Below are 21,902 nucleotides of genomic sequence, written 5' to 3' on the forward strand. Positions count from 1 at the left end.
GGTACCCTGCTCCAGCGACCAGGCCGTCACCCCCCGGTGTTGCCGTAGTTTTCCGCCTCCATGCCCCGATAGAAATCCTTCAGCGTCTTGCCGGGTTCCGGATCAAACCGGTCTCCCGTCTCCCGCATCTCGGAAATCCGGTCCAGACGGAACATACGGAAGTCCTGGCGCAATTCGCACCAGGCAACCAGTGTCCAGACCTTGCCCCAGAACCACAGACCGAGAGGGCGGATCGTACGATCGGTCGGCTCCCCCTTGCTGTCGCAATACGCCACGAACAAGCGCCTGCGGCCATCGGCAGCCGCTTCCAGAAAATCGATATGAGCCCGGATTTGCGGTGTCATCTCTGGCGCGAACGCGTGGATCTCGACTTCGTTCTGACGCACCCGCATCTTTTCCGGCAGGACGGCGTCGATCTTGATCATCGCCTCTTCGGCGGCCCGGGCCATGGCAGCCCCGCCCCAGGCACGGATCAGACGCGCACCGGCGAGTAGAGCGACAATTTCATCCCGAGTGAACATGAGTGGTGGCAGTTCATAGCCATCCCGCATGATGTAGCCGACACCAGCTGCACCTTCGATCGGCACGCCGGATGCCTGCAAGTCGGCAACATCGCGATAGATGGTGCGTTCGGATACTTCCAGCCATTCGGACAGCTGACGTGCCCGCACGAGCCGGCCGCCGCGCAGATATTGCACGATCTGGAAAAGGCGGTCGGCGCGTCTCATGATGCCGGCTCCTTGCGAAGCCGACATCCTGTCAGTCTCAAATCAGCGTGCGAACATGCCGATGGAATTTCCGTCCGGGTCGATGCCATAGGCAAAGCGCCCCGCCGGAATGGCAGCCGGATCGGAAATGATCTCTCCCCCCTTGGCAGCGAACCGTTCCATCGTTTCTTCCAGGGTGTCCGGGCAGGCGAGATGAATGGTTGGTCCGGTTCCGTTCTGCGCGGGTTTTCCCGGGTAAAGGTGACCTGCAATCCCACCCTGCTCCTTGGTCGGAAAGATTGCGATCTCATTTGGTCCCATGTCGATGACACGTCTAAGCTCCGTTTTGAAAACGTCGTTATAAAAGCTGACCGCCTTGTCCAGATCGGAGACGGGTATCTCCATCCAGACGTTGAAGTGATCGGGTGCAAAAGTCATGGAAAGTCTCCTCAGGCGCTGTGATGAGGATCACCTTATCAAACCTCTCCTGACAGCATTCTGTCAGGAGAGAGTGACAAACATATATGACGCAAGGGCAAGTAAACACCTGCAAATTTCGTCTCACAGATGAATTCGGAAAAGAGGCTGATGACAATTTGCCGGTACCGCGCCGTCACAGCTAAACTGCATGGGCCGGGACGCAGACCAAGGCGGTGCGACAACCGGAAGGAGAGATCATGAAACGCTGGCAGATGATCCTTTTCAGCCTCTTGCTTCTGCTGACAAACTTCACGCCTGCCTTCGCGCATTTTTCGGAAGGTACCAAGGTGCGCACGCTTCTGGTCTCCCGTGAAGGTGACACGCTGACTGTTTATGTGCGGGTGCCCGCTCCGCTTGTCTTCTCGGATCTCGTCGGTCGCTCGCAGGTCGAACAGGTACCACTGGTCTCGCCGTTTCTTCGCCTGGAACAAACCCCTGACAGTGAGCGCTACCGGGTTGATCTCGGCGCGATCGACAGCAATCGATCTGCCTTTGAAGACCGGTTGCGCAACGCCCTCGTCTTTTCGCAGGCGGGCCTTGCCCTGCCGGTGGAGATCATCGGGTTTACGATTCACGCCAGTCGACCTGATCAGGACATCGACACAGCTGTTGCCGCCCAATCCGCATTGAGCGAAGCTTTCCCGAATGAAGACCCGCTCTTTGGTACGGCAGTCATCGACTACGCGCTCAGGCTGGAAAGCAGCGATCCGACCGGTGTCCTTCAAGTGCAGTCGGGGTACGCCCCCCTGATCCCGGGGCCCGGCATAGCCATCGACAATCATCTGGTCGATGCCCGCATCACCCCTCCGGTTTCGACCACCGCTCCCGGGCAACTGGAAGAACCTGAGCGGTTCGACGGATCCCGGCTCAGCACGTTTATGCATTTCATCCACCAGGGCACCCTGCATATTCTGGAAGGCCTTGATCACGTCTTTCTGGTGATTGCGCTGGCTCTGGGCGTCGGGGCAACGCGGAGACTGATTTACCTCGTCACCGCCTTCACGATCGGGCACTCAGTCACGCTGATTGCCACCTTCCTCGGGGCAACACCTTCCTGGCCATGGTTCATCCCGTTGGTGGAGACGGCCATTGCCGCTTCCGTTCTTTATGCGGCCATCGCGGCAATGGTCCGGAAGTCGGGCTCGGTGATCGTCTTCGCCGCGATCGGCCTGTTGCACGGCCTCGGCTTTTCCTTCGTTCTTGCGGACATACTCGGCCGGGGCGCACCGGATCTCATACCCGCGCTGCTGGCATTCAACATCGGCATCGAATTTGGCCAGCTGATCATTCTCGCCGTAACGCTCTCCATCGTCCTGCTTCTGCGAAAGACAGCTGAACCCGCCCTGCAACCCTTGCGGCTCGGCGCGCTGTCGGGGATTGCGATCCTGTCGGCCTGGTGGGTCATCGAGCGCCTGCCCGGATTGCTGATTTCGGCCTGACTTGAGGGCGCCTCATGGCCATTTCAGGCAAAAAACACCCTAAAAAGACATAAAAAGCCGATTAATCTGCCGGGTTAAGCGCCGTTAATTCTAACAATTGACTTGTTCTTAATCCCGACTGTGCAACTTGGGCGGAATAATAATTGGCAATGAAATGGCTCGTCACGGTACCTCGCCCAATACCCGACCACTATTAAAAGGCTCTCTTGCAGGCCTCGCGACGGTTGCCGTCATGTTGCTTATAGCCTGGGTCGGTGTCGCCTATGACGGGCAAAGCGAACTGCAGAAACAGACGGCAGACCTTCTTGGCATCTGGCAGTCCAACATAGACCGTGGAAACAAGCTCTACGGAGCGCTGGAAAGACTTCCCGAAGACGATTGCAGCGACGCGCATTTGAAAACGCTGAACACGCTCGTCTACAACGACAATCACATTACCAATATCTGGTTTTTTCCGGACGGCGACACGAACGCCGCCTGCTCTTCGAGCTTCGGGCGTTTCGAACCTGCCCACAATTTCGGCCCGCCTGAAAAGGCTCAACTGTTCCGCGATGGCAGGGAGACCTGGTACAGGGTGCCCTTCGACAAGGCCGAGGGTGTCGACAGCGTTACAGTGATCAAGAAGGGCCGCTACGGCGTTTCATTCTACCAGACCGGCAACCTGGCAACGGCCGCCGACGACATGTTCTATGTGTCGAGTGTTGAAGACCCTTACACGGTTCTGTTCCACGCCAATGGAAACGCGGGTCTTTTGAAGCAATACCGCGACAACTACGGCCCGATGTTCGGCAACGTCTATGCACAGGCCTGCGGCGAAGGCGATGTCAGGCTGTGTTACCTGACCATGATCCCTGCCAGCCGGATCGTTCAGCAAAATATCGGCCTGCTCGCGATTTTTGCGGTCTTCGGCATCGTCACCGGCGGGCTCGTTTTCCTGAGGGTGAAACGGATCGTGCGTGACCGCCATAGCCCGGCCGGACGGATCCGTCACGCGATCGCCAACGGCGGCAAAGGTTTCGAGCCGCACTACCAGCCCATCTTGTCGCTCGACACGATGAAATGCGAAGGCTGTGAGGTTCTGGCCCGGTTCGAAGATGCCCAGGGCAAGCTTTTCCCGGATGAATTCGTGAACATAATCCAGCAGGAGAACCTGACCTGGGAGTTTACCGAGATCATCATAGCCAAGGCACTGCGCGACCTGAAACCGCTGCTTGCGGGACGGCCGGGTTTCAAGGTGTCCGTCAATTTCTTCCAGGCGGATCTGGAAGACGAACAGATCCAGTCCGTTATTCAGTCGCCGGTTTTTGCGATGGCGACGGAAGCCGGTCTTTCCCTTTGCTGCGAGATCCTGGAAACCGGGATCCGGTCCGGTACCAGCATTGCAAAATCGCTGGAATACCTGCGCAGCATCGGCTGCCTGATCGCAATTGACGACTTCGGCACCGGCTATTCCAACCTTGCCCAGATCAAGGCGCTCAAGCCCGATCTGGTGAAGATCGACAAGATGTTCGTCGATGATCTCGGTAGCACCACCGATACGGCCCGCGGCGCCTTTGTTCAGGCGATCCTCGGCATTGCTTCGGCACATGGCATGAAAGTCTGTGCGGAGGGTGTCGAGACGATGGACCAGCTCGCGTCCCTCAGGAACCGAGATGTGGACTACGCCCAGGGCTATTTCTTTGCCAAACCGATGCCCATCCGGGACTTCTCCCTCTACCTTCTGGAACAGACCTTGAAGGAAAAGATGCCGACGAGCGGACGCTTGGCAAAGCTCAAGCCTGTCAGCGGCTGACACCCGTTCCAGCGCCGATCGCCTGCTTTTCCAGGCTTCCAGCCTCGCGCGTGCGCGCAAACCGGCGCCACCACAAAAACTCCGATGCAATTTCGAGCACGATTGATCTGTCTCAAGGTGAATTGAACAGGTTGGCGGCACCTTGTGGTTCTTACAAGGAGGCAAGAATGAGCCACGTGCCACACGAGTTACATGAAGAATTTCCGGAAGCCGCAGACACTTTGCATGCGTTGAAAACAAGTGATGCCCATTTCGCCCGGCTGGCGGATGAATATCACACCGTCAATCGCGAAGTGCACCGCATCGAGACAGATGTGGAACCGGCATCCGACGATGTCCTGGAAGACCTGAAAAAGAAGAGACTAAATCTGAAAGACCAGATTGCTGCCATCCTGGCGGCAACGGCTAACACCGTGTCCTGAGCCCCTCCTTTTCAGGCCGGTGTTAAAGCCCGCGCCGTCCCCGTCCGACGGCGCGGGCCACCACATGCAGCTCTCCAGGACAAGGTCCTGGCCCACCAGGAGCGCAGTGGAGCACATTTCCGGTTTTGGCGACCTTGTCGCCCACACGGTCAGCATACCGACAAAGAGTTGAAAAAAGAAGGCGCCGCAGCTTTTCGTAAAAGCCCGGCGCCAGTCTGGGGAGGAACGACCCTCATCGTTCACCCTACGATGTGGGTCTTCCCGCAAATAGTTGCAAGGCAAGCCTGTGTGAGGCTTGCGTGATCCAGGACCAGCGCTCCCCGACACAGCTTGACCCACACGCGGGGCTGTTATCTTCTGGGGCGAGTTCATTTCGGATCAGACCATGACCCTTGTTCGCCTCTGCCTGCTTCTGCCCCTCTTGTTCTCGTCCACAGCATTTGCCGCCGATCATTGCATCGATGTTCAGGCGAAACGCGGCTGGCAGCAACTGTCCCTGCCCGGCGGCAAGATCACCGGCGTGCAGTATTCCGGCGGCTGGAGCGTGATTGCCGGCATGTACAAGGCCGTCGGCCCGCGTGGCTACACGGGCGAAGACGCGCGACGGCTAGGCCCGCTCCACGGCTACAAGTTTGACCAATCCTACGCTTTCGGCGAGATGCTTGTGCGAGATCAGGCGGGCCGCATTGTGCCGTTCGCGGAGTTTGCCGCGCTCGCCGTCAACTCGCGCGATCCGGCCGGTGTCTATGCCTTCCGCATCAACGACAAGGATGTCGCGCTGCCGGACAATGCCGGTTCCATTCGCGTCTGTATTTCAATGCGCTGACCTTCTCAACAGGCACGCCTCCCCTTCCCCTGCCCTGAACGGATCTCCCCCCCATGACCCAGAAAACCATCCTCATCACCGGTGCTGCCCGGGGCATCGGCCTTGCGACGGCAAAGCTCATGCTGAGCCGCGGCTGGCAAGTTGCCATGCTTGACCGGGATGTCGACGAACTCGCGATTGCGTCCGAAGGTCTGGCAGGTGCCGTTCCGTTTATCTGTGACGTTTCCATCGCAGAGCAGGTCGAGGCAACCATCCCTGCCATCTTGCAGAAATTCGGTCAGCTGGATGCCGTCGTGAACAATGCCGGCGTTGCCGAATTCGGCCCGATAGAGGAGACGGATTTTGCCATGTGGCGGCGGGTCATGGAGACCAATCTCGACGGCGTGTTTCTGGTTTCTCAAGCTGTCGTTCCCGCCTTGAAGAAAACCCGTGGCGCCATCGTCAACATCGCCTCCATTTCCGGCCTGCGCGCGTCAACGTTGCGGGTTGCCTACGGAACCTCCAAGGCCGCCGTCATCCAGCTCACCAAGCAACAGGCAGCTGAACTTGGCGAATACGGCATTCGCGCCAACTGTGTCTGCCCGGGTCCCGTGCGCACCAAGCTGGCGATGGCAGTGCACAGCCAGGACATCATCGATGCCTATCACGACGCGATCCCGCTCAACCGCTATGGCTCGGAAACGGAAATTGGCGAAGTAATCGCCTTTCTATGCTCCGAGCAGGCGAGTTACGTCACCGGGCAGGTGATTGCTTCCGATGGTGGTTTTGAAAGCACCGGGGTTGGCCTTCCGGCACTTCGCAAGTAAGTGAGCGTCACTCGACTTTCAGGAAGACACAACGCTGCATAGCGGGCCGGTTTGCGGACTTGCGGGAACAATCTTCTTTCCGGAATGCGCCCTCAGGCCGGTATTTGTCCATGACCGCGTCCAGGCGATCATTGGTGATGGCGGCGTTGGCCCTTTGCAGGCACGGCAGCAGCAGCGCCTTGTTCGCCCGTTGCTGGGCACCGCTGGGATATTTACCCGGCTCCGGATGGACGGGTTTGAAACACTCGATGAAGACCGCCTCCTCGATACCGAGGTCTGCCGCGATCCTGTCGGTCGGGCGGTTCGGGTCGTTATCGGCAAGGGCGGGACCAGCCAGGAACAGTGCGGCAAGGAAAAGGGTGGTGCGCATCTGACTATCTCCCTGAAACTCAACCGGCTTCCGGTTTTCTGAGACGGATTTCCGGATCATGCAACCACTCTACCGGCTTCAATTTTTCAGGATGTGATAGTCGTCACAAATTTTCCGAAAGCGCCTTTTTTCTCAATCACGGTCATCGATCGCGCAGACAAAACATCCGATTAGCTGTCAGGCAGAAAATGAGCGGCGATCTGACGCTGATGGGCTCGGGTCCGATGTTCGAACAGATAAATTCCCTGCCAGGTTCCAAGCGCCATGCGCCCTGCCGAGACGGGAATGGAAAGCGAAACCGGCATCATCGCCGCCTTGATGTGGGCAGGCATATCGTCCGGTCCCTCCAGGGTATGCACCAGATAATTCATGGAAGGATGATCTGCGGGCGGAACCAGACGTTCGAAAAACGCTTTCAGATCGCGCTGCACATCCGGATCCGCATTTTCCTGAATCAGCAGCGAACACGAAGTGTGGCGGACGAACAGCGTGAGCAAGCCATCTTTCGCACCTGTTTCTGCAAGCCATTCAGCCACCGACGAGGTGAATTCGTAAAGGCCCTGCCCGCGGGTGCCAATTGCGAATCTGGTTTGCATCGTTTCCTCCGAGAACCATTTGCCGCTTCGCACTGGCTTAGGCGATCCACGCTACGGTTGCAATTGCAGCTGCGGGCCGCCATCTGAGGGAAGCCTGCCGAAGCCCCGCCAGTTTTTCCGAACCGAGGCCCTGATGCCAACTCCCCGAAAGAAGATCCTCATTGCCTCTCTGGGCACGCGCGGAGACGTTCAGCCCTATGTTGCCCTGGCACACGACCTGGCAAAGATGGGCGCCGACGTCGTGGTGACGACGGGAGAAGGTTTCGATGACATGATCACCGCTGCCGGTGCCCGGTCACGGCCGGTTCCACTCGATTATCAAGCTCTTCTGCAAAATGAGGACATTCAGGCTGCGCTGTTCACGTTGAAGGGCAAAATCCGTGCAGCCCGCAAGAATATCGATCTGCAGAAGGAAGCCGCCCGGCGCCTCTGGCAGATCGCCATGCAGGAAAAACCGGACCTTATCCTGTTCAATCTCAAGGCAACTGTTCTGACGCTTGTAGCACGGCATCTCGACGTACCCGCCCTGCCGACAGCGCTTCAGCCGGTGAGCGCGACAACGGGTTCCTTTCCGCTACCGCTTTTCGGGTTGCCCGACCTCGGTCCTTTCCTGAATCGGCAAAGTTTTGCCATCGGTCGCTCTCTGATGCGGCTGGGTATCGCGCCGCTCGCAAAGGCCGTCCGCGCGGAAGCGGGGACGAAGGATGCGCCTGCCCATAAGGGCGATCTGATGGACGGCCATATGCCCGGCGGAGGATCGCCGCTGTCCCTTCAGGCTTTTTCCCGGGGTCTCGTGCCAACACCACCAGATTGGCCGGAGAACAACTGGGCCTGCGGCTATTGGCTGACCGAACCTGATCCGAACTATGTTCCGCCGGAAGATCTGGCTTCGTTTCTGGAAAAAGGCCCGGAGCCAATCTATCTGGGCTTTGGCTCCATGCCGAGCAGGAACCCGGCAAAGCTGACAGAAACCGTGCTTGCAGCCCTGGAACAAACCGGCCAACGTGCGATCCTGGCGACGGGCTGGGGAGGATTGTCCGGGCAAAGCCTGCCGCAGACACTTTCAGGCAGCGTCTTCCTGCTGGATAAAGCACCTCACAGCTGGCTTTTCCCGCATTGCGCGGCAATCGTCCACCACGGTGGTGCCGGCACCACCCACGAAGCCCTGCGCTGGGGCAAACCTTCGCTGGTCTGTCCCGTCTTTGGCGATCAGCCCTTCTGGGGCGCCCAGGTTCACAAGATCGGAGCCGGGCCTGCACCGATCCGGCAAAAGTCGCTCACCCCGTCGAAACTCGCCCGGTCGCTAATGCAGCTCGAAGACCCTGTGTATCGTGTCGGCGCCAAACGGGTGGCAGACATCATGGCAAGCGAACCGGGTGCGCGAGGTACGGCAGAACGGCTGCTATCGATGATCGAAGCTGACAGGATCTGATTAGACTATGCCGTCTAAAACCAAGCTACGTACCTAAAAAGGCGGCTTCGGCCCCGAAGGCTGTTGCCAGAAACCGCGTCATGCAGGCGACCCGTTCGACAGAGCGAAGGTCGGGATGGGTCAGTACCCAGAGCTCATTTGCTGGTACTTCATTGGCGAGGGCCAGTTTCTGCAAGCCGCCTTGTGCGACATCCACCGGAACGAGGCATATCCCCAACCCCTTGCGCGCCAATGCAGCCATGGTCATCAGATCATCGCTTCGGACCGCGATCCTGTCGCGATGCGTCCTGTCCATCTGTTGGAAGCCAGGCCGCTGGGATAGCAGTCCGCTTGCGCCAATCAGATCATGTGTTGTGAGATCGGCCGAGTTCGACGGCGCGCCCTTGCGCTCCAGATAGGTCTGGCTTGCGAAATAGGCCCAGGGTATATCCGCGACCTTGCGTCCGATCAGGTGTTCGGGTGGAGATGACGTGACCCGTAGGGCAATCTCCGCAGCCCTGCTGGACATGTTGATCTCCTCGTTGGAGGTCAGCAGCTCAACGGTGATGTCGGGAAACCGGGCTCTGAAGTCGCCTAGGTAGCCAGGAAGGAAATGGGCTGCGAAACTTGCAGGGGCCGTCAATCGAATTCGCCCCTTCAAAGCCAGATCCGCCCCGGATATCCGCCGATCGATGTCCTCCATGGCAACGACAACAGACTGCGCCAGGTCCAGAATTTCGGCACCAGCCTCGGTCGGTCTGTAACGGCCCTTCACCTTTTCGAACAATCTGGAGCCAAGCTGCTCTTCCAGAGAACGGATGTGCCTGAACGCCGTGGCATGGCTGATTGCGAGCTTTTCCGCAGCCTTGCCGAGACTGCTGGTCTCGGCGACCGCGTGAAACGTTCGAAGGTAGTTCCAATCCATCATGTTCTTTCAAATTTGAAAACTTCCACCTTAAATCTGCCTATTCCAAACATTTTTGCAAACACCTAAATCCATCACGCCGGCACCGCACACACCAATTTTCAGGAGAAACTCATGATCGGATATACGTCTTTGGGAACCAACGACCTGAAGCGGTCAGCGGCGTTTTACGACGCATTGCTGGCTGAACTCGGCGCACAGCGGCTGATGGAGTTCGATGACTTCATCGTCTGGGCGAACCAGCCGACCACGTCAGCCTTTTCCGTGCATATTCCTTATGACGGCAAACAGGCGACCGTCGGCAATGGTGTCATGGTCGCCTTGTCTGCCCAGAACCGGGCACAGGTCGATGCGGTCTACCGCAAAGCCATCGAGCTTGGCGCAGCGGACGAAGGCAAGCCCGGCCAGCGCGCCGACAACGGCTTTTATGCCGCCTATTTTCGGGACCTGGACGGCAACAAGCTGAACGTGCACCACATGGTCTGAGTTCAAACCGGTTCCATGCAAGAGCGATCAACAGTGTTGATCGCTCTTTCCTTTTTGGCCGCAGCCTGACACAACTAGACAGCCTGCCGAATAGGAGTCACCCGTCCGTGTTTCCCGCCCGCTATACCGTTTTCATTCTTTGTATCGTACTTGCCCTGGTTGCACTTGTCCTGACGTTTGCCCTCAGCGGCTACTTCGTCTGGCCATTTCTGGTTTTTGCTGTCCTCTCGGCGATCGGTTATCTCGATGTCCGCCAGACCCGACATGCGATCCTGCGCAACTATCCTGTTTCCGGTCATTTCCGTTTCCTGTTCGAAGCGATCCGGCCGGAACTGCGCCAGTATTTCTTTGAAAGCAACCAGGACGGCAGACCCTTTTCGCGGGAGCGGCGCTCCATGGTTTATGACCGGGCGAAGGATATCGAGGATGTTCTGCCGTTCGGTACAGAACTTGACGTCTACGACACTTCCTATGGCTGGGTGAACCATTCGATCTGTCCCAAACCGCACAACCATGAAGACATGCGCGTGACGATTGGCGGACCGGACTGCAAACAGCCTTATTCGGCTTCCCTCTACAACATTTCGGCCATGAGCTTTGGCTCACTCTCCGGCAATGCCATTCTGGCTTTGAACAAGGGCGCCAAGGCAGGCGGTTTCTATCACGACACCGGGGAAGGCAGCGTTTCGCGCTATCACCGGCAAGGTGGTGGCGATCTGGTCTGGGAACTTGGCAGCGGCTATTTCGGCTGCCGCGCGGACGATGGCACTTTCGATGCCGAAAAGTTCGCCAAGCAGGCTGTCGAACCGCAGATCAAGATGATCGAAATCAAGATGAGCCAGGGGGCCAAACCTGGTCATGGCGGTGTGCTGCCCGGACCGAAAGTGACGGAAGAAATCGCCGAAGCTCGCGGCGTTCCGATCGGCACCGACTGCATATCACCTGCCTCTCATTCCGCTTTCTCAACCCCGGTTGAACTGCTGCATTTCATCGCTCAACTGCGGGAGCTCTCAGGTGGCAAGCCGGTCGGCTTCAAGCTGTGCATCGGTCATCGCTGGGAATTCATGGCCATCGTCAAGGCCATGCTGAAAACCGGCATCAAGCCGGATTTCATCGTGGTCGACGGCGCCGAAGGCGGGACAGGCGCCGCACCGGTGGAATTTGCCAACAGACTGGGAACACCTCTGCGGCAGGGTCTGACCTTCGTTCACAACTGCCTGGTTGGCACGGGTCTTCGCGAAGATATCCGGATCGGTGCCGCCGGCAAGCTGATCAGCGCATTCGACATTGCAGGGGCGTTGGCTTTGGGCGCTGACTGGGTCAACTCTGCGCGCGGCTTCATGTTCGCGGTCGGCTGCATCCAGTCCCAGAGCTGCCACACCAACCGTTGCCCCACCGGCGTCGCCACGCAGGATCCCAAGCGCCAGCAGGCCCTGGTTGTTCCCGACAAGGCGCAGCGCGTCGCGAATTTTCATCGCAACACGCTGAAGTCCCTTCGGGATTTTTCTGCCGCTGCCGGGCTCAGCCATCCACGCGAATTCAAGCCGGAACATTTCTATCTGCACGAAGGTCTTCGCGAAATCATGCCGGCCAGCGTCGCGCTGTCCTGGTTGAAGAAGGGGGCCCTCCTGGAAAAGTCGCACAACATTCCGGGCTACTCGACCTATTGGGAAATGGCCGAAGCGGAAAGCTTTCATCCAGCCAAGTCGGTGGAAGCCGCAAAATCCGCCCACGCCTAGGAATAAAAGGTCAGCGGGAGCCTTGCGTCGACCTTCAAGGTGAAGGTTGCCAGGACGCAGGCTTTCTTGAAACGCACACCTGCTGCTGATCGTCCCAACCGGGCCGTGCCTGCGGCTCACATGATATCCATGGCAGCAAGGTGGCCATTTCTTGCAGCTAAACGTGAACAGACGTCAGTCGAGCTGGCGCGCCAGTTGAACGGCAAAATCACCGGCCTCATGCGAGCGGATGACCGCGTGGCGAACGAGGTCGTCAAAGTGGCTGGAGAAGAGCTGGACGTGGCGCGTGTTGGAAAACGCCAGGTAGCGCTGCCCAAGGTAGAGTGCCGCCCATTTCTGCCCGAAGACCGTGAAAGGTGCGGAGAACCGGTCGGTCGCGCCGAAGAGGTGCAGACGTAGCGAGGGGTAAAGCTCGCTCAAGGTAAGCCCCATGACCTCCAGCTGTTCGCGACGCAGGTCAACCGGAAGCCCCTGCCATAGCCCCTCCCCGCGCGCAAAGCCTTCCAGCGCCTCTTTCGAGAGGGCGATTTCCATGTCGGATTCCGCCCGGCTGAGGAGTGCCCTCTGATCCCTTGTGCCGGTTATGGCCTGGTCGGCGGTGCGCAACGTTTCGCCGGAATATTCGAACGCCAGAACAGCTTCGGTCTTGAGGACATCCGGCAGGTTGGCAGGCACATGCCGGATCTTCGCCCCAACCGCATCGCGATACCATGCGAGCAGATGTTCATCGACTGGGTGCCGCTCGGTCTCGGCCACCTGAACTGCCTGATCCAGGATCTCGGCCGCGGCCCCGCGGTGGGTGGAAAGACCAAGCAACCAGTCGGAAGAAACGCTGAGCGCGGTCGCAATGGCAGCCAATGCCTGCCCGTTCGGCAGGCGGGGTGCATCTTCCGACAACAACTGGGAAACAGTAGACCTGTCGAGCCCGGCACCGCGTGCCAGATCCGATCGGTTCATATCCCGGCTGCGCAAGGCATCCGACAGGCGTTCGCGAAAAAGTACGGCGCGGTCTCTCTTGTCCATGAGAGGAGTATTGTCAGCCGGATTTCGGAAAATCAACACAAGCTGACATTTTCCCGAAGCACCAGCCTGTGGGAAGCTCACGCAAGCAAGGAGCTTTTCACCAAACCCTATTCAGCAGCGCTGAGCGCCAGGAAACCACCTGATTGACGTTCCCAGAGCGCAGCGTAAAGACCACCGGAGGCAAGCAGCTCGCGGTGTGTACCTTCTTCCGCAATCCGGCCCTGATCCATCACCACGAGCCGATCCATTGCGGCAATGGTCGACAGACGATGGGCAACGGCCAGCGTGGTGCGCCCTTCCATCATGCGGGTGAGGTTCTGCTGAATGGCTAGCTCGGCTTCACTATCGAGGGCAGAGGTTGCCTCGTCGAGGATCAGGATCGGCGCATCTTTCAAAAGCACCCTGGCGATCGTGATACGTTGGCGCTGACCGCCGGATAGTTTGACACCGCGATCGCCCACATGGGCATCCAGCCCCGTCCGGCCCTTGCTGTCCTTCTGCTCCTCAATGAAATCGAGCGCTTCGGCAGCACGGGCAACCGCACGGATCTCGTCGTCGGTGGCTTCCGGCCTGCCATAGCGAATGTTGTCGCGGATCGACCGGTTCAAAAGGGAGATGTCCTGGGTGACAACGCCGATCCGGCTGCGCAGAGATGCCTGGGTGACATCGCGCACGTCCTGCCCGTCGATCGAAATCCGGCCTTCGGTCACGTCCCGCAAGCGCATCAGCAAAGACACAGCGGTCGATTTGCCGGCGCCGGACAGGCCAACCAGACCGACACGCTCGCCCGGCTTGATTGTCAGGTTGAACTTGTCCAGGACCGGCTTGCGGTCGCTCTGATAGGCAAAGGACACGTTGTCGAAGCGGATTTCCCCGGCGCTGACATTCAGCTCGCCGGCATCCGGCGGGTCGATGATTGCCGGCCGGCTCGTCATGATCGGCATGGCATCGCGGATCGTACCGAGCGTGCTGGTGATCGACTGTCCGATCCCTATGAAGCTGGATGAAGCGTGGGACAGCGAGCGTGTGACGGTCAGCCCGGCGACAAAGTCGCCGATTGAGACCCACCCCTTCATCATGCCCCAGAAGCCAATGACCACCACAGCCAGGATCAGCAGCACGTTCAGAAAATAGACGCCGCTGTCGGTCAGGATATAGGACCGGTTCTCGCTGTGCCTGGTGTCGATTGTTTCGCCGATGACCTTGCGAATGGCACCGGCTTCCGAATCTTCCGCCGCAAACAGTTTGACCATCGCGATGTTGGAATAGACGTCTGTCATCGCGCCGGTGGCTTTGGAATTTGCCGCTGCCACCTTGGCAGAACGCTGCAGATAGGCCGGGATCGCCAACCAGGCGACGAGGATATTCGCGCAGATCCAGAACAATACCGGAATGGCCAGCGGCCAGGCCATGGCCAGAAGCAGCAGGAACGATCCGCCAAACTGAATGACCAGATACGGAACCGTCTCGATGGACAGCATCATCTGACGGTGAACCGACATGGTGACCTGGGCAATGCGGGAGGCAACCTGACCTGCGAAAGTGTCCTCGAAGAAAGCCAGGTCCTGTGCTTCCACGGCCTTGTGTGCCTGCCAGCGCATTGCCGCCGGCAGAAGAATGCGCACGGTCTGGAAGGCAAAGGTCTGGCGCAGGAGAAAGGCGAGCGGATCAATAATCACGAAGAGGAGGAAGAAACCGGCCAGGATGGTGAGGTTGTCTTTCAGAAACGCCTGCGCCCCTGCCTCGGTCACACCGTCGACCACGAAAGCTATTGCCCAGATGCCCGCAAGACCCAGCCCGGAGGAGATCATCGCCAGGCAGGAAACGATTACCAGTTGCCAGCGGAACATCATCGCGAAATGCCAGACCAGCTTCAGCGGCCCTTCATCCGGAAGAGGCGTGACAGGCAGTTCCAGCGGTTTGATGTGGGTTTCGAACGGATGGAAATACCGGTCGATGAGCCGCGCAAGCAGCGGCCTGGCGATTGACACGCAAAACACTCCTCGACTGGACCAGCGCCTGATCAGGCCGCTGGCTCAATCCTGTAAACACAGCGACGACCGCCCGAGAGCTGATGTTCGGTACGTTCGACCGAGACACCTGGCCCAAGTACATCCTTGAAAAGATTGAGTTCCGACCGGCAGAACCCCTGACAGGCCGTTGCCGCGGCACAGATCGAACAGTGATTTTCGATCAGCAGGTAGCCTGCCCCTTCCGGAACAAGATCGGCCATGTAGCCTTCCCGGTTGCGCAGATCGGCAAGCACTTCCAGCTTGCCGCGCAGATCCGGCGCCTTGCCAACCGCTTCGGTATAGGATTTCCGGCTTTGCGCTTCACGGTGGGCAATCAGCTTGTCGACACCTTCTTCGCCGAAAATTTCGTTCAGGCCGGAAATCAACCCGAGCACCAGGTTGGAATGATTGTCGGGAAACTGCTTGTGCCCGTCCGGTGTCAGGTCCCAGACCCGCTTGGGCCGGCCAACCGACCCCTTCTGATCATCGAAGTCCACCAGTCCGTCCTGCAACAGGCCGTCCAGATGCTGGCGAACAGCCACTGACGTCACCTTCAACCCGCTGGCAAGATCTGCCGCAGTCTGTGGGCCGGAGGATTTCAGCGCGTTCAAAAGCCGGGTTCGAGTACGATCTGCCATAGCCGTCTATATAGCGTATTTCAAAGATAAAAAAATAGTCTGCTTATCTTATTGTGAAGCGACCAGAGCATTTCTCGCCAACAAGCCTGCCTTGGCAGCCACGTTTATTTGCCAAGCGTGGCGGGAGCATGCAAGAAATGTCACTATAATATCCTGCGATGAACCGTTGTCCGGCGCCGGCCCAACTTAGTGCCTGATCGCTCGATCACACGGTTTTCGCCTTGAAATATTTGGTAACCGTCGCGTCAGCATTTCCTATAGGCGCTTTAACTCTTCAAGAACCCCAATGCGACGCAAAGTCAGCAAAGTCGCCTTCATAACAATTCTTTATCTCATTTTGATTAGAAGAAATATCAATGGAGAAAATGATGGAAAAAATCAGGGCTTTCCTGAGATGGATGATGATCGATCCTCGCCATCCGGAAATTGCACAGGCTCAGTACAATGAGCTCAAGACCCAGATTCCGTCACTCTATGCCCTCCTCATGGTCAATGCGGTTGCCGTTGCCTATACCCATTTCGATATCGCGCCGACTTATCTGACCGTCGGAATTCTTGCGCCGATCCTGTTGATCACGACCTTTCGCATGGTGGCCTGGATACGCGCCCGCAAAGTTGACCCGACACCGCAGGAAGCGATCAGCAAGATGCGGCAGACCGTCATTCTCGGCAGTCTTGTGTCCGTCATCTACATTGCCTGGTCGCTGAGCCTGGACGGCTATGGCGGACCTGCCGAGCGCGGTCATGTGGCGCTTTTCATCGCCATAACCGTCATCGGCTGCATCTTCTGTCTGATGCATCTGCCGCAGGCTGCCCTGATGGTCATGGTGATCGTGACGATCCCTTATCTGGTGCACTATCTCGGCCAGAATCAGGACGTCTACATTGCCATAGGGCTCAATATCTTCCTGGTGTGCCTGGTCGTCCTGCAGGTTCTTCTGAACGGCTATCGAGGGTTCTGCAAACTGATTGAGTCGCAATCGGACCTAGCCGCCAAACAGAAAGAAACGGAGCGTCTCAACGCAGAAAACTCCAAGCTTGCCCAGACCGACGCGCTTACCGACCTGCCGAACCGACGCTATTTCTTCAATCGGCTTGAAGCCCTGATCAGCGAAGTGGAAGGCACGGACCGGCAGTTTGCGGTCGGCGTCGTCGACCTGGACCGGTTCAAGCCCATCAACGACACCTATGGCCACCAGTTGGGCGACCAATTGCTGATGGAAGTCGGCTCGCGCCTGAAAAGCCTTGGACTGCCGAATGTCGAGATTTGCCGTCTCGGCGGCGACGAGTTCGGTTTCCTTTATCTCGGAGACATCTACGAGGCAGCCTCGACGGGGCAGTCTATTTGCGAACTGATCAGCCGCCCCTATCGGATCGGTGAACTGCAGGTTTCCGTTGGCGCGTCCTGCGGCATTGCGTTCTATCCTGACGCCGGCACCTCTGCCCATGTTCTGTTCGACCGGTCCGACTACGCCCTTTACAATTCCAAGACCAGCCTGCGCGGCCGCACGACGGTCTATTCGGCTGAACATGAAGCCCGCATCCGCTCGGAACGGGCCATCGAGGCCGCGCTTCAAAGCGCAGATCTTGCCGGCGAATTCCAGGTCTATTTCCAGCCTGTCGTCCAGTTGCCGGAACGGTTCGTTGTCGGCTTCGAGGCGTTGGCGCGGTGGGACAACCCGCAGCTTGGCAGGATTGCCCCCGACAAGTTCATTCCCATTGCCGAGCGCGCCGGCCTGATCCACAGGCTGACCTTGTCGCTGTTCGAAAAGGCGGTCGAGCAGATCAAGGCCCTGCCCGGGACGCTCTCGCTATCCTTCAATCTGTCCGCACATGACGTCACCTCCGCCGAGACAGTGGCTGCGCTGCTCGAGATCATCCGCCGCGCGGCGATTGACCCGCGGCAGATCACCTTCGAAATTACCGAGACTTCCGTGATCGGCAGTTATGAAGCGGCTGAAACCTGTCTGCAGGTTCTTCGCAATGCCGGTGTCAAACTCGCGCTGGATGACTTCGGCACCGGTTATTCCAGCCTTGGCTACCTGCACCGGCTGCCTATCGACTGCGTCAAGATCGACCGCAGTTTCGTTGCCGGCATCAAGGACCCGATCGCGAGCGGCGTCGTGACCTCCATCGTCAACCTGTGCCGGTCCATGAAGATGCAGTGCGTGGTGGAAGGCGTTGAAGAAAGCAACCAGTTGGAACTTCTGGAAGCGATGCATTGCCGTTTGGTCCAGGGATACCATTTCAGCGCTCCCCTGCCTTTCGAGGACCTTCTTGCCGATGCCAGGGAAAATGGAAGGGTTGCAGGGCTTCCCCTGTCCGGTACTGCCGGAGCCAGCAGCTTTCAGTTCTTTCGCGCCTGACCGGCAATCCGGACCAATTCCACCAGACCTCTTCTAATCCGTCCGAGATTTGTTTACCTCTCCGGTCTCAACCTCCAAAAACCGGGACCTGTTCATGACCGGCGGCACCAAGCGGCAAAAAGACATGCGCAAGGCCTTGCGCGTCCTGCTGCCGCGCGTTCCCTTTTCAGATGCTGAAGCCATTCTCGAAGTTGCCCTCGCCGGACACCTGCGCCATCTGCCGCCCGGCATTGCCCTTTGGCAGGCCACCACCAGTCATGTCCGGCACGCCCTGACCGACTACGATACGTTACTGGACGAAGGTTATGACCGTGACGCTGCCCGGTTCTTCGTACTGGACGAAATGAATGACGTTCTGAGCTCCTGGGGATGTGCGAAACGCCTGGAAGCTGACGATACCTCCCCAACCGAGGACTGACACCGGCGCTTAAAGCGGATCCGTGCCCGTCACACACGACCCGGGATGTGATTTGCGGGCGGTCTGCCGTTACGGACGCCGGGCGATCAGATCGATCTCGACCAGCGCATCGACGGCAAGGCCCGATACGCCAATACAGGTACGACCCGGCAATTTTCCGGGTTCGAAAAATGACCGGTAGGTGTCGTTCATAGCTTGATAATCGCGCTTGAATTCAGTCAGATAGACACGAATGAAAGTCGTGTTTTCAAGGCCGAGCCCGAGGCCGCCCAGAACGAGCTTCAGGTTTTCCATCACCCGCACAGTCTGCGCCTCTATGCCCTCCGGCAGCGGGGCGTCCGGATCGTCCGGCAGTGTCGGCATCTGGCCGGTTACAAACACCCAGCCGTCAATTTCGACGGCATGGGAGAATGGCGCGACCGGCTGTGGCGCCTGGTCGATCATGTGGTGGATCGGCAGCATGGAGGCTCCTGTTGGAAGGTTATGACAGAGTATCCAGACTAGAGAATATCGGGCCCCTCGGGAAACAGGTTTCCCTCGCTGCGAGCCTTAAAATCAGATGCGCTCGTAGATCCACTGTTCGGGAACATGAGCGGTGACCGCCTCGCCCGCCGCAACCTTCCCCGGGATTTCGACATAGCCAACAAGGCCTCGCAGGCGCTTTGCCTTTTGCGGGAACAACAGGTCCAATCCTTCCCGGCCGGGATTGGCTTCGGCAATCGCCTCGCCTGCGAAACGGCAGGGTTTGTTGTCACCGTCCACACGAATAACCACACCCCCCTCGAACACCAGCCGGGTGCGCGGTGGCACCATTGTAAGGTTGGGAATGCCGGACAAGGTAATGTTGCCGCCGATCCATTCAGCTTTCAGTTCGGCAATCTCCATGCGATTGGCAATCAACGAAAGTTCCTCGGCGGACAGGATGGATATCTGACGCTCATTGCACATTTCCGTGCCACGCGGATACCAGGGTTCGCGGCCACCGGACCTCCGGGTGTATCCGCCATGCCGGTCTCCCGAAATGCCTTCGAACGTCATCTCCAAAGCATCCGTTGCAGTGGTCCTGAAGTCTTCCGCAGAGACTGTCCTGAAAACGCCCTCCACCTTGCCGCTTGTCCTGAATGCAGGCGTAATACGAAAGTCATCGGCAAGAAGCTGGAGCTGGTCTGTCATACGGGGTTTCCTGTCGCTGTCGAGAGGCGATGCTAGGGCGCTGGCGCCTTCCTGACCAACAAAACTCATTGATGATTTCATAAGCGCGAAAGATCGATCCGCTGCCCCAGTAATTGCAGTGGTGACAGCTGTCTTCAGGCAGGGCCGGAGAGGAATTTCTCCTTGCGCAAGCCGTCCAGGCATCGAACGATTTTCCGCGCGTGGTAAAGCATCGCGACCCAACCGGTTTCCAGCGCAAGATTGCCTGTTGCGCCCTCGGGCATGGCTGTCATCCAGTCATCTTCCAGGCCCGGGACGGTCTGCCTCGGGCGTCCATCCAGGACAGCCGAGAACTCATCTTCCAGCCGCTTGTCCATGCGAGCGACAAGCGCCTCTATCCCCGACCTGGCCTGAGCTTCCACCGTTTCCCGCGTGACGTCGGAACGGGCTTCGCGATAAAGCACCACGTATTGAGCCAGAACGATCACCAGCACGTTGAGGTCACTGGCGGAGCGTGTGAACGACGACCAGGGCGCTTGCTCGATCCGATAGGACCTGGCGGTGGCGATCAGCGTGCTCGCTGCCGTTCGAAGCCGGGCGAGATCCTGAAGGTCCGTATCCGCCTTGCCGCCTTCCGCCCGCAGACAGTTTCGGCACGCGTTGAGGTAATCGGACGCCAGCCCCTTGAAGCTTGCGCCAGTGCGGTTGGGAAACAGCAGCCATGCCGCAGCAAGCCCCACGCCTGCGCCAATCATCGTGTCGTAGAGACGCGACCAGAGTTCGTCGATGGGCAGACCTTCAAGCGTCTGAAGCCCCATGACCACCAGGAAACTGATGATACCGGAGGCGATGGCGTAATTGCGGTCGAGGAAAACGATGACCCCGGGTATGGCAACGACAACCAGTACGAGCCTGACGGACGGAAACTCCGCCAGGGCCGGGTCGACCAGCATGGCCAGAACAACGCCGCCCGCCGTCCCGCCTATCCGCTGTGCGGTTCGGAGCAGTGTCGCCCCGAGGCTGTTCGACAGCACGATGATGATGGTGAGCGTGACCCAATAGGCGTGATTGAGATCGAACGCGAGCCCCAGGGAAAAGCCGATCCCGGCTGCGACACCTGCCTGAAGTGACAGCCGCCAGGAAAGCTTCCGCAACCAGCCGCCCTCGCGGCTGTCGTCATCCGTACCGAGGCTCAGGCGAACCGGCTGGTCTTTTGCCGCCAGCAGCCACAGACGCTTGAAAGCCTGGGCAATGCGCAATTCCTGAAACCGGTCATGTGCCGTTACTGCCATATCGGCCTGCAGCCAGCTTGCGGCAGGTGCGCTTTCGCCGGTTTTGCCTTCCCCGATATCGCTCTCTTCCGGAACGCCCTCACCGGTATCCAGGCGATGGACAAGCCGGTCGACCGCACGGCGAAAGCCGTCATCTTGCGCCAGACGGATGCGTGCGTCCCTGGACAGCTGGGCGCGCGCATCGCCCACCACTTCCAAGGCGAGTTCCACCATGATAGCCGCTTCCGGCGACATGCCCTGCAACTCACCTTCCGGCCTGAGCAGATCGGCACAGACCTGAAGTTCCATGCGCAACTTCGCCAGATCCCTGATCCGAACGGCCGCATCGCCGGACGAACCGGTAGCCCGGCCCGACAGCTGCCGCAGATAGGTTGCCATCGCCTGACGATTTGCAGCTTCGACCCGCAGGTAGGTTCGGTATGTCGAAGGCCGCCAGGGCCCTGTGCGAACCACGAGCGCTGTCACCATTCCAAGTACCGCCATGACCGGAAGCCAGAGGCCGGGTGATCCTCCGACGTTGCTGAGGACCACGAAGAGCCAGCAAATCGCCATGCTGCGTCCTGCGCGTTGCCAGAAGGGACCAAGCCCCTGCATGGCAAATCCGAGCATGATCGCGGCGATCCAGAGCCCTTGCAGTACGGTTGAGGCGCTTTTCCCCGACACCTCGGCGACAACAGCCCCAAGAGCAAACAGTAACGTCAGCAGAACGCCAAGCTTCAGGATACCGAGGACCTCGGCCTTTCTGGTGGAGACCGGCGTGAACATCAGGCAGTGGCCGCCGCTCGCGGCTGCCAGAACGGCCAGTTTGAAGGCCGACTGACCGGGCACGAAGCTCGCCACGACATTTGCCAGGAAGACCGCTCCGAGCACGGTCAGCATCAGGTGAACGCCGCGCATCAGCCGCAGGCCGCCGGGGTCCGTGCGCAGGAGACTTGTCTTTATGTCCGAAGCGGCTTGCAGCATCTGTCTGACTTGAACCCGGCTCTTCAGGGCAAGACCCCG

General features: G+C 58.8%; 21 protein-coding genes. 10 read left to right on the forward strand and 11 right to left on the reverse strand.

Annotation, left to right across the window (positions count from 1 at the left end):
* Nucleotides 1–26 precede the first annotated feature (26 nt).
* Nucleotides 27–728, reverse strand: a complete 702-nt coding sequence (locus B0E33_RS03165; RefSeq protein ID WP_031268126.1) for a helix-turn-helix transcriptional regulator — start codon at nucleotides 726–728, stop codon at nucleotides 27–29.
* A gap of 42 nt (nucleotides 729–770) precedes the next feature.
* Complete coding sequence (locus tag B0E33_RS03170) at nucleotides 771–1,145, reverse strand: VOC family protein (protein WP_022997847.1); 375 nt, start codon at nucleotides 1,143–1,145, stop codon at nucleotides 771–773.
* A gap of 239 nt (nucleotides 1,146–1,384) precedes the next feature.
* On the opposite strand from B0E33_RS03170, the gene B0E33_RS03175 reads away from it, so the two are divergent.
* From B0E33_RS03175 to B0E33_RS03195, 5 genes are all read left to right on the forward strand, one after another.
* A complete protein-coding gene (locus B0E33_RS03175; RefSeq protein ID WP_077290402.1) occupies nucleotides 1,385–2,626 on the forward strand; it encodes a HupE/UreJ family protein in 1,242 nt (413 codons plus the stop codon).
* Nucleotides 2,627–2,858: 232 nt separating this feature from the next.
* On the forward strand, nucleotides 2,859–4,418 hold the full coding sequence (locus tag B0E33_RS03180) for an EAL domain-containing protein (RefSeq protein WP_167579484.1): 1,560 nt from the start codon (nucleotides 2,859–2,861) through the stop codon (nucleotides 4,416–4,418).
* A 167-nt stretch (nucleotides 4,419–4,585) separates the two neighbouring features.
* Nucleotides 4,586–4,840 carry an HP1242/YdcH family protein gene (locus tag B0E33_RS03185; RefSeq protein WP_031268132.1) on the forward strand — a complete coding sequence of 85 codons (255 nt, stop codon included), beginning with the start codon at nucleotides 4,586–4,588 and terminating at the stop codon, nucleotides 4,838–4,840.
* A gap of 385 nt (nucleotides 4,841–5,225) precedes the next feature.
* The gene (locus tag B0E33_RS03190) at nucleotides 5,226–5,666 is read left to right on the forward strand and encodes a hypothetical protein (RefSeq protein ID WP_077290404.1); all 441 of its coding nucleotides are present in this window, start codon (nucleotides 5,226–5,228) and stop codon (nucleotides 5,664–5,666) included.
* Between the two features lie 53 nt (nucleotides 5,667–5,719).
* On the forward strand, nucleotides 5,720–6,472 hold the full coding sequence (locus B0E33_RS03195) for an SDR family NAD(P)-dependent oxidoreductase (RefSeq protein WP_062489479.1): 753 nt from the start codon (nucleotides 5,720–5,722) through the stop codon (nucleotides 6,470–6,472).
* Nucleotides 6,473–6,479: 7 nt separating this feature from the next.
* Here the strand turns inward: B0E33_RS03195 and B0E33_RS03200 are convergent, their stop codons facing one another.
* Nucleotides 6,480–6,842 carry a hypothetical protein gene (locus B0E33_RS03200; RefSeq protein WP_077293126.1) on the reverse strand — a complete coding sequence of 121 codons (363 nt, stop codon included), beginning with the start codon at nucleotides 6,840–6,842 and terminating at the stop codon, nucleotides 6,480–6,482.
* A 170-nt stretch (nucleotides 6,843–7,012) separates the two neighbouring features.
* A complete protein-coding gene (locus tag B0E33_RS03205; RefSeq protein WP_077290405.1) occupies nucleotides 7,013–7,438 on the reverse strand; it encodes a secondary thiamine-phosphate synthase enzyme YjbQ in 426 nt (141 codons plus the stop codon).
* 133 nt (nucleotides 7,439–7,571) lie between these two features.
* On the opposite strand from B0E33_RS03205, the gene B0E33_RS03210 reads away from it, so the two are divergent.
* Nucleotides 7,572–8,870: a glycosyltransferase gene (locus B0E33_RS03210; RefSeq protein WP_077290406.1), complete on the forward strand. Its 1,299-nt coding sequence runs from the start codon at nucleotides 7,572–7,574 to the stop codon at nucleotides 8,868–8,870.
* Nucleotides 8,871–8,895: 25 nt separating this feature from the next.
* Here B0E33_RS03210 and B0E33_RS03215 read toward each other — a convergent pair whose 3' ends face one another.
* Complete coding sequence (locus tag B0E33_RS03215) at nucleotides 8,896–9,777, reverse strand: LysR family transcriptional regulator (RefSeq protein ID WP_077290407.1); 882 nt, start codon at nucleotides 9,775–9,777, stop codon at nucleotides 8,896–8,898.
* Between the two features lie 111 nt (nucleotides 9,778–9,888).
* Here B0E33_RS03215 and B0E33_RS03220 point away from each other — a divergent pair, with 111 nt between their 5' ends.
* Complete coding sequence (locus B0E33_RS03220) at nucleotides 9,889–10,260, forward strand: VOC family protein (RefSeq protein WP_022997858.1); 372 nt, start codon at nucleotides 9,889–9,891, stop codon at nucleotides 10,258–10,260.
* Nucleotides 10,261–10,367: 107 nt separating this feature from the next.
* Nucleotides 10,368–11,999: an FMN-binding glutamate synthase family protein gene (locus B0E33_RS03225; protein ID WP_077290408.1), complete on the forward strand. Its 1,632-nt coding sequence runs from the start codon at nucleotides 10,368–10,370 to the stop codon at nucleotides 11,997–11,999.
* Between the two features lie 174 nt (nucleotides 12,000–12,173).
* Here the strand turns inward: B0E33_RS03225 and B0E33_RS03230 are convergent, their stop codons facing one another.
* The 3 genes from B0E33_RS03230 to B0E33_RS03240 form a co-directional block, all read right to left on the reverse strand.
* Nucleotides 12,174–13,022 carry a helix-turn-helix domain-containing protein gene (locus tag B0E33_RS03230; RefSeq protein ID WP_022997860.1) on the reverse strand — a complete coding sequence of 283 codons (849 nt, stop codon included), beginning with the start codon at nucleotides 13,020–13,022 and terminating at the stop codon, nucleotides 12,174–12,176.
* Nucleotides 13,023–13,129: 107 nt separating this feature from the next.
* Nucleotides 13,130–15,013 (reverse strand): ABC transporter ATP-binding protein, encoded by a 1,884-nt coding sequence (locus B0E33_RS03235; protein WP_062489488.1) that lies wholly within the window; start codon nucleotides 15,011–15,013, stop codon nucleotides 13,130–13,132.
* Nucleotides 15,014–15,045: 32 nt separating this feature from the next.
* Nucleotides 15,046–15,672: a helix-turn-helix transcriptional regulator gene (locus B0E33_RS03240; RefSeq protein WP_062489490.1), complete on the reverse strand. Its 627-nt coding sequence runs from the start codon at nucleotides 15,670–15,672 to the stop codon at nucleotides 15,046–15,048.
* Nucleotides 15,673–16,037: 365 nt separating this feature from the next.
* On the opposite strand from B0E33_RS03240, the gene B0E33_RS03245 reads away from it, so the two are divergent.
* Nucleotides 16,038–18,038 carry a putative bifunctional diguanylate cyclase/phosphodiesterase gene (locus B0E33_RS03245; protein WP_208993372.1) on the forward strand — a complete coding sequence of 667 codons (2,001 nt, stop codon included), beginning with the start codon at nucleotides 16,038–16,040 and terminating at the stop codon, nucleotides 18,036–18,038.
* Nucleotides 18,039–18,132: 94 nt separating this feature from the next.
* Nucleotides 18,133–18,456 (forward strand): DUF2293 domain-containing protein, encoded by a 324-nt coding sequence (locus B0E33_RS03250; RefSeq protein ID WP_055659520.1) that lies wholly within the window; start codon nucleotides 18,133–18,135, stop codon nucleotides 18,454–18,456.
* Between the two features lie 69 nt (nucleotides 18,457–18,525).
* On the opposite strand, the gene B0E33_RS03255 is transcribed toward B0E33_RS03250, so the two are convergent.
* From B0E33_RS03255 to B0E33_RS03265, 3 genes are all read right to left on the reverse strand, one after another.
* A complete protein-coding gene (locus tag B0E33_RS03255; protein WP_022997865.1) occupies nucleotides 18,526–18,918 on the reverse strand; it encodes a RidA family protein in 393 nt (130 codons plus the stop codon).
* A gap of 93 nt (nucleotides 18,919–19,011) precedes the next feature.
* On the reverse strand, nucleotides 19,012–19,629 hold the full coding sequence (locus B0E33_RS03260; RefSeq protein WP_077290409.1) for an MOSC domain-containing protein: 618 nt from the start codon (nucleotides 19,627–19,629) through the stop codon (nucleotides 19,012–19,014).
* A gap of 134 nt (nucleotides 19,630–19,763) precedes the next feature.
* Complete coding sequence (locus tag B0E33_RS03265) at nucleotides 19,764–21,863, reverse strand: FUSC family protein (protein ID WP_077290410.1); 2,100 nt, start codon at nucleotides 21,861–21,863, stop codon at nucleotides 19,764–19,766.
* Nucleotides 21,864–21,902 lie beyond the last annotated feature (39 nt).

Origin of the sequence: Roseibium algicola (assembly GCF_001999245.1) — a bacterium.
GTDB classification, from domain to species: Bacteria; Pseudomonadota; Alphaproteobacteria; order Rhizobiales; family Stappiaceae; genus Roseibium; species Roseibium algicola.

Excerpts from the sequence above, each read along its gene's own strand:
- B0E33_RS03165 (WP_031268126.1), bottom strand. The coding sequence starts at position 728 with ATGAGACGCGCCGACCGCCTTTTCCAGATCGTGCAATATCTGCGCGGC.
- B0E33_RS03170 (WP_022997847.1), bottom strand. The coding sequence starts at position 1,145 with ATGACTTTTGCACCCGATCACTTCAACGTCTGGATGGAGATACCCGTC.
- B0E33_RS03175 (WP_077290402.1), top strand. The coding sequence starts at position 1,385 with ATGAAACGCTGGCAGATGATCCTTTTCAGCCTCTTGCTTCTGCTGACA.
- B0E33_RS03180 (WP_167579484.1), top strand. The coding sequence starts at position 2,859 with ATGTTGCTTATAGCCTGGGTCGGTGTCGCCTATGACGGGCAAAGCGAA.
- B0E33_RS03185 (WP_031268132.1), top strand. The coding sequence starts at position 4,586 with ATGAGCCACGTGCCACACGAGTTACATGAAGAATTTCCGGAAGCCGCA.
- B0E33_RS03190 (WP_077290404.1), top strand. The coding sequence starts at position 5,226 with ATGACCCTTGTTCGCCTCTGCCTGCTTCTGCCCCTCTTGTTCTCGTCC.
- B0E33_RS03195 (WP_062489479.1), top strand. The coding sequence starts at position 5,720 with ATGACCCAGAAAACCATCCTCATCACCGGTGCTGCCCGGGGCATCGGC.
- B0E33_RS03200 (WP_077293126.1), bottom strand. The coding sequence starts at position 6,842 with ATGCGCACCACCCTTTTCCTTGCCGCACTGTTCCTGGCTGGTCCCGCC.
- B0E33_RS03205 (WP_077290405.1), bottom strand. The coding sequence starts at position 7,438 with ATGCAAACCAGATTCGCAATTGGCACCCGCGGGCAGGGCCTTTACGAA.
- B0E33_RS03210 (WP_077290406.1), top strand. The coding sequence starts at position 7,572 with ATGCCAACTCCCCGAAAGAAGATCCTCATTGCCTCTCTGGGCACGCGC.
- B0E33_RS03215 (WP_077290407.1), bottom strand. The coding sequence starts at position 9,777 with ATGATGGATTGGAACTACCTTCGAACGTTTCACGCGGTCGCCGAGACC.
- B0E33_RS03220 (WP_022997858.1), top strand. The coding sequence starts at position 9,889 with ATGATCGGATATACGTCTTTGGGAACCAACGACCTGAAGCGGTCAGCG.
- B0E33_RS03230 (WP_022997860.1), bottom strand. The coding sequence starts at position 13,022 with ATGGACAAGAGAGACCGCGCCGTACTTTTTCGCGAACGCCTGTCGGAT.
- B0E33_RS03240 (WP_062489490.1), bottom strand. The coding sequence starts at position 15,672 with ATGGCAGATCGTACTCGAACCCGGCTTTTGAACGCGCTGAAATCCTCC.
- B0E33_RS03245 (WP_208993372.1), top strand. The coding sequence starts at position 16,038 with ATGATGGAAAAAATCAGGGCTTTCCTGAGATGGATGATGATCGATCCT.
- B0E33_RS03250 (WP_055659520.1), top strand. The coding sequence starts at position 18,133 with ATGACCGGCGGCACCAAGCGGCAAAAAGACATGCGCAAGGCCTTGCGC.
- B0E33_RS03255 (WP_022997865.1), bottom strand. The coding sequence starts at position 18,918 with ATGCTGCCGATCCACCACATGATCGACCAGGCGCCACAGCCGGTCGCG.
- B0E33_RS03260 (WP_077290409.1), bottom strand. The coding sequence starts at position 19,629 with ATGACAGACCAGCTCCAGCTTCTTGCCGATGACTTTCGTATTACGCCT.
- B0E33_RS03265 (WP_077290410.1), bottom strand. The coding sequence starts at position 21,863 with ATGCTGCAAGCCGCTTCGGACATAAAGACAAGTCTCCTGCGCACGGAC.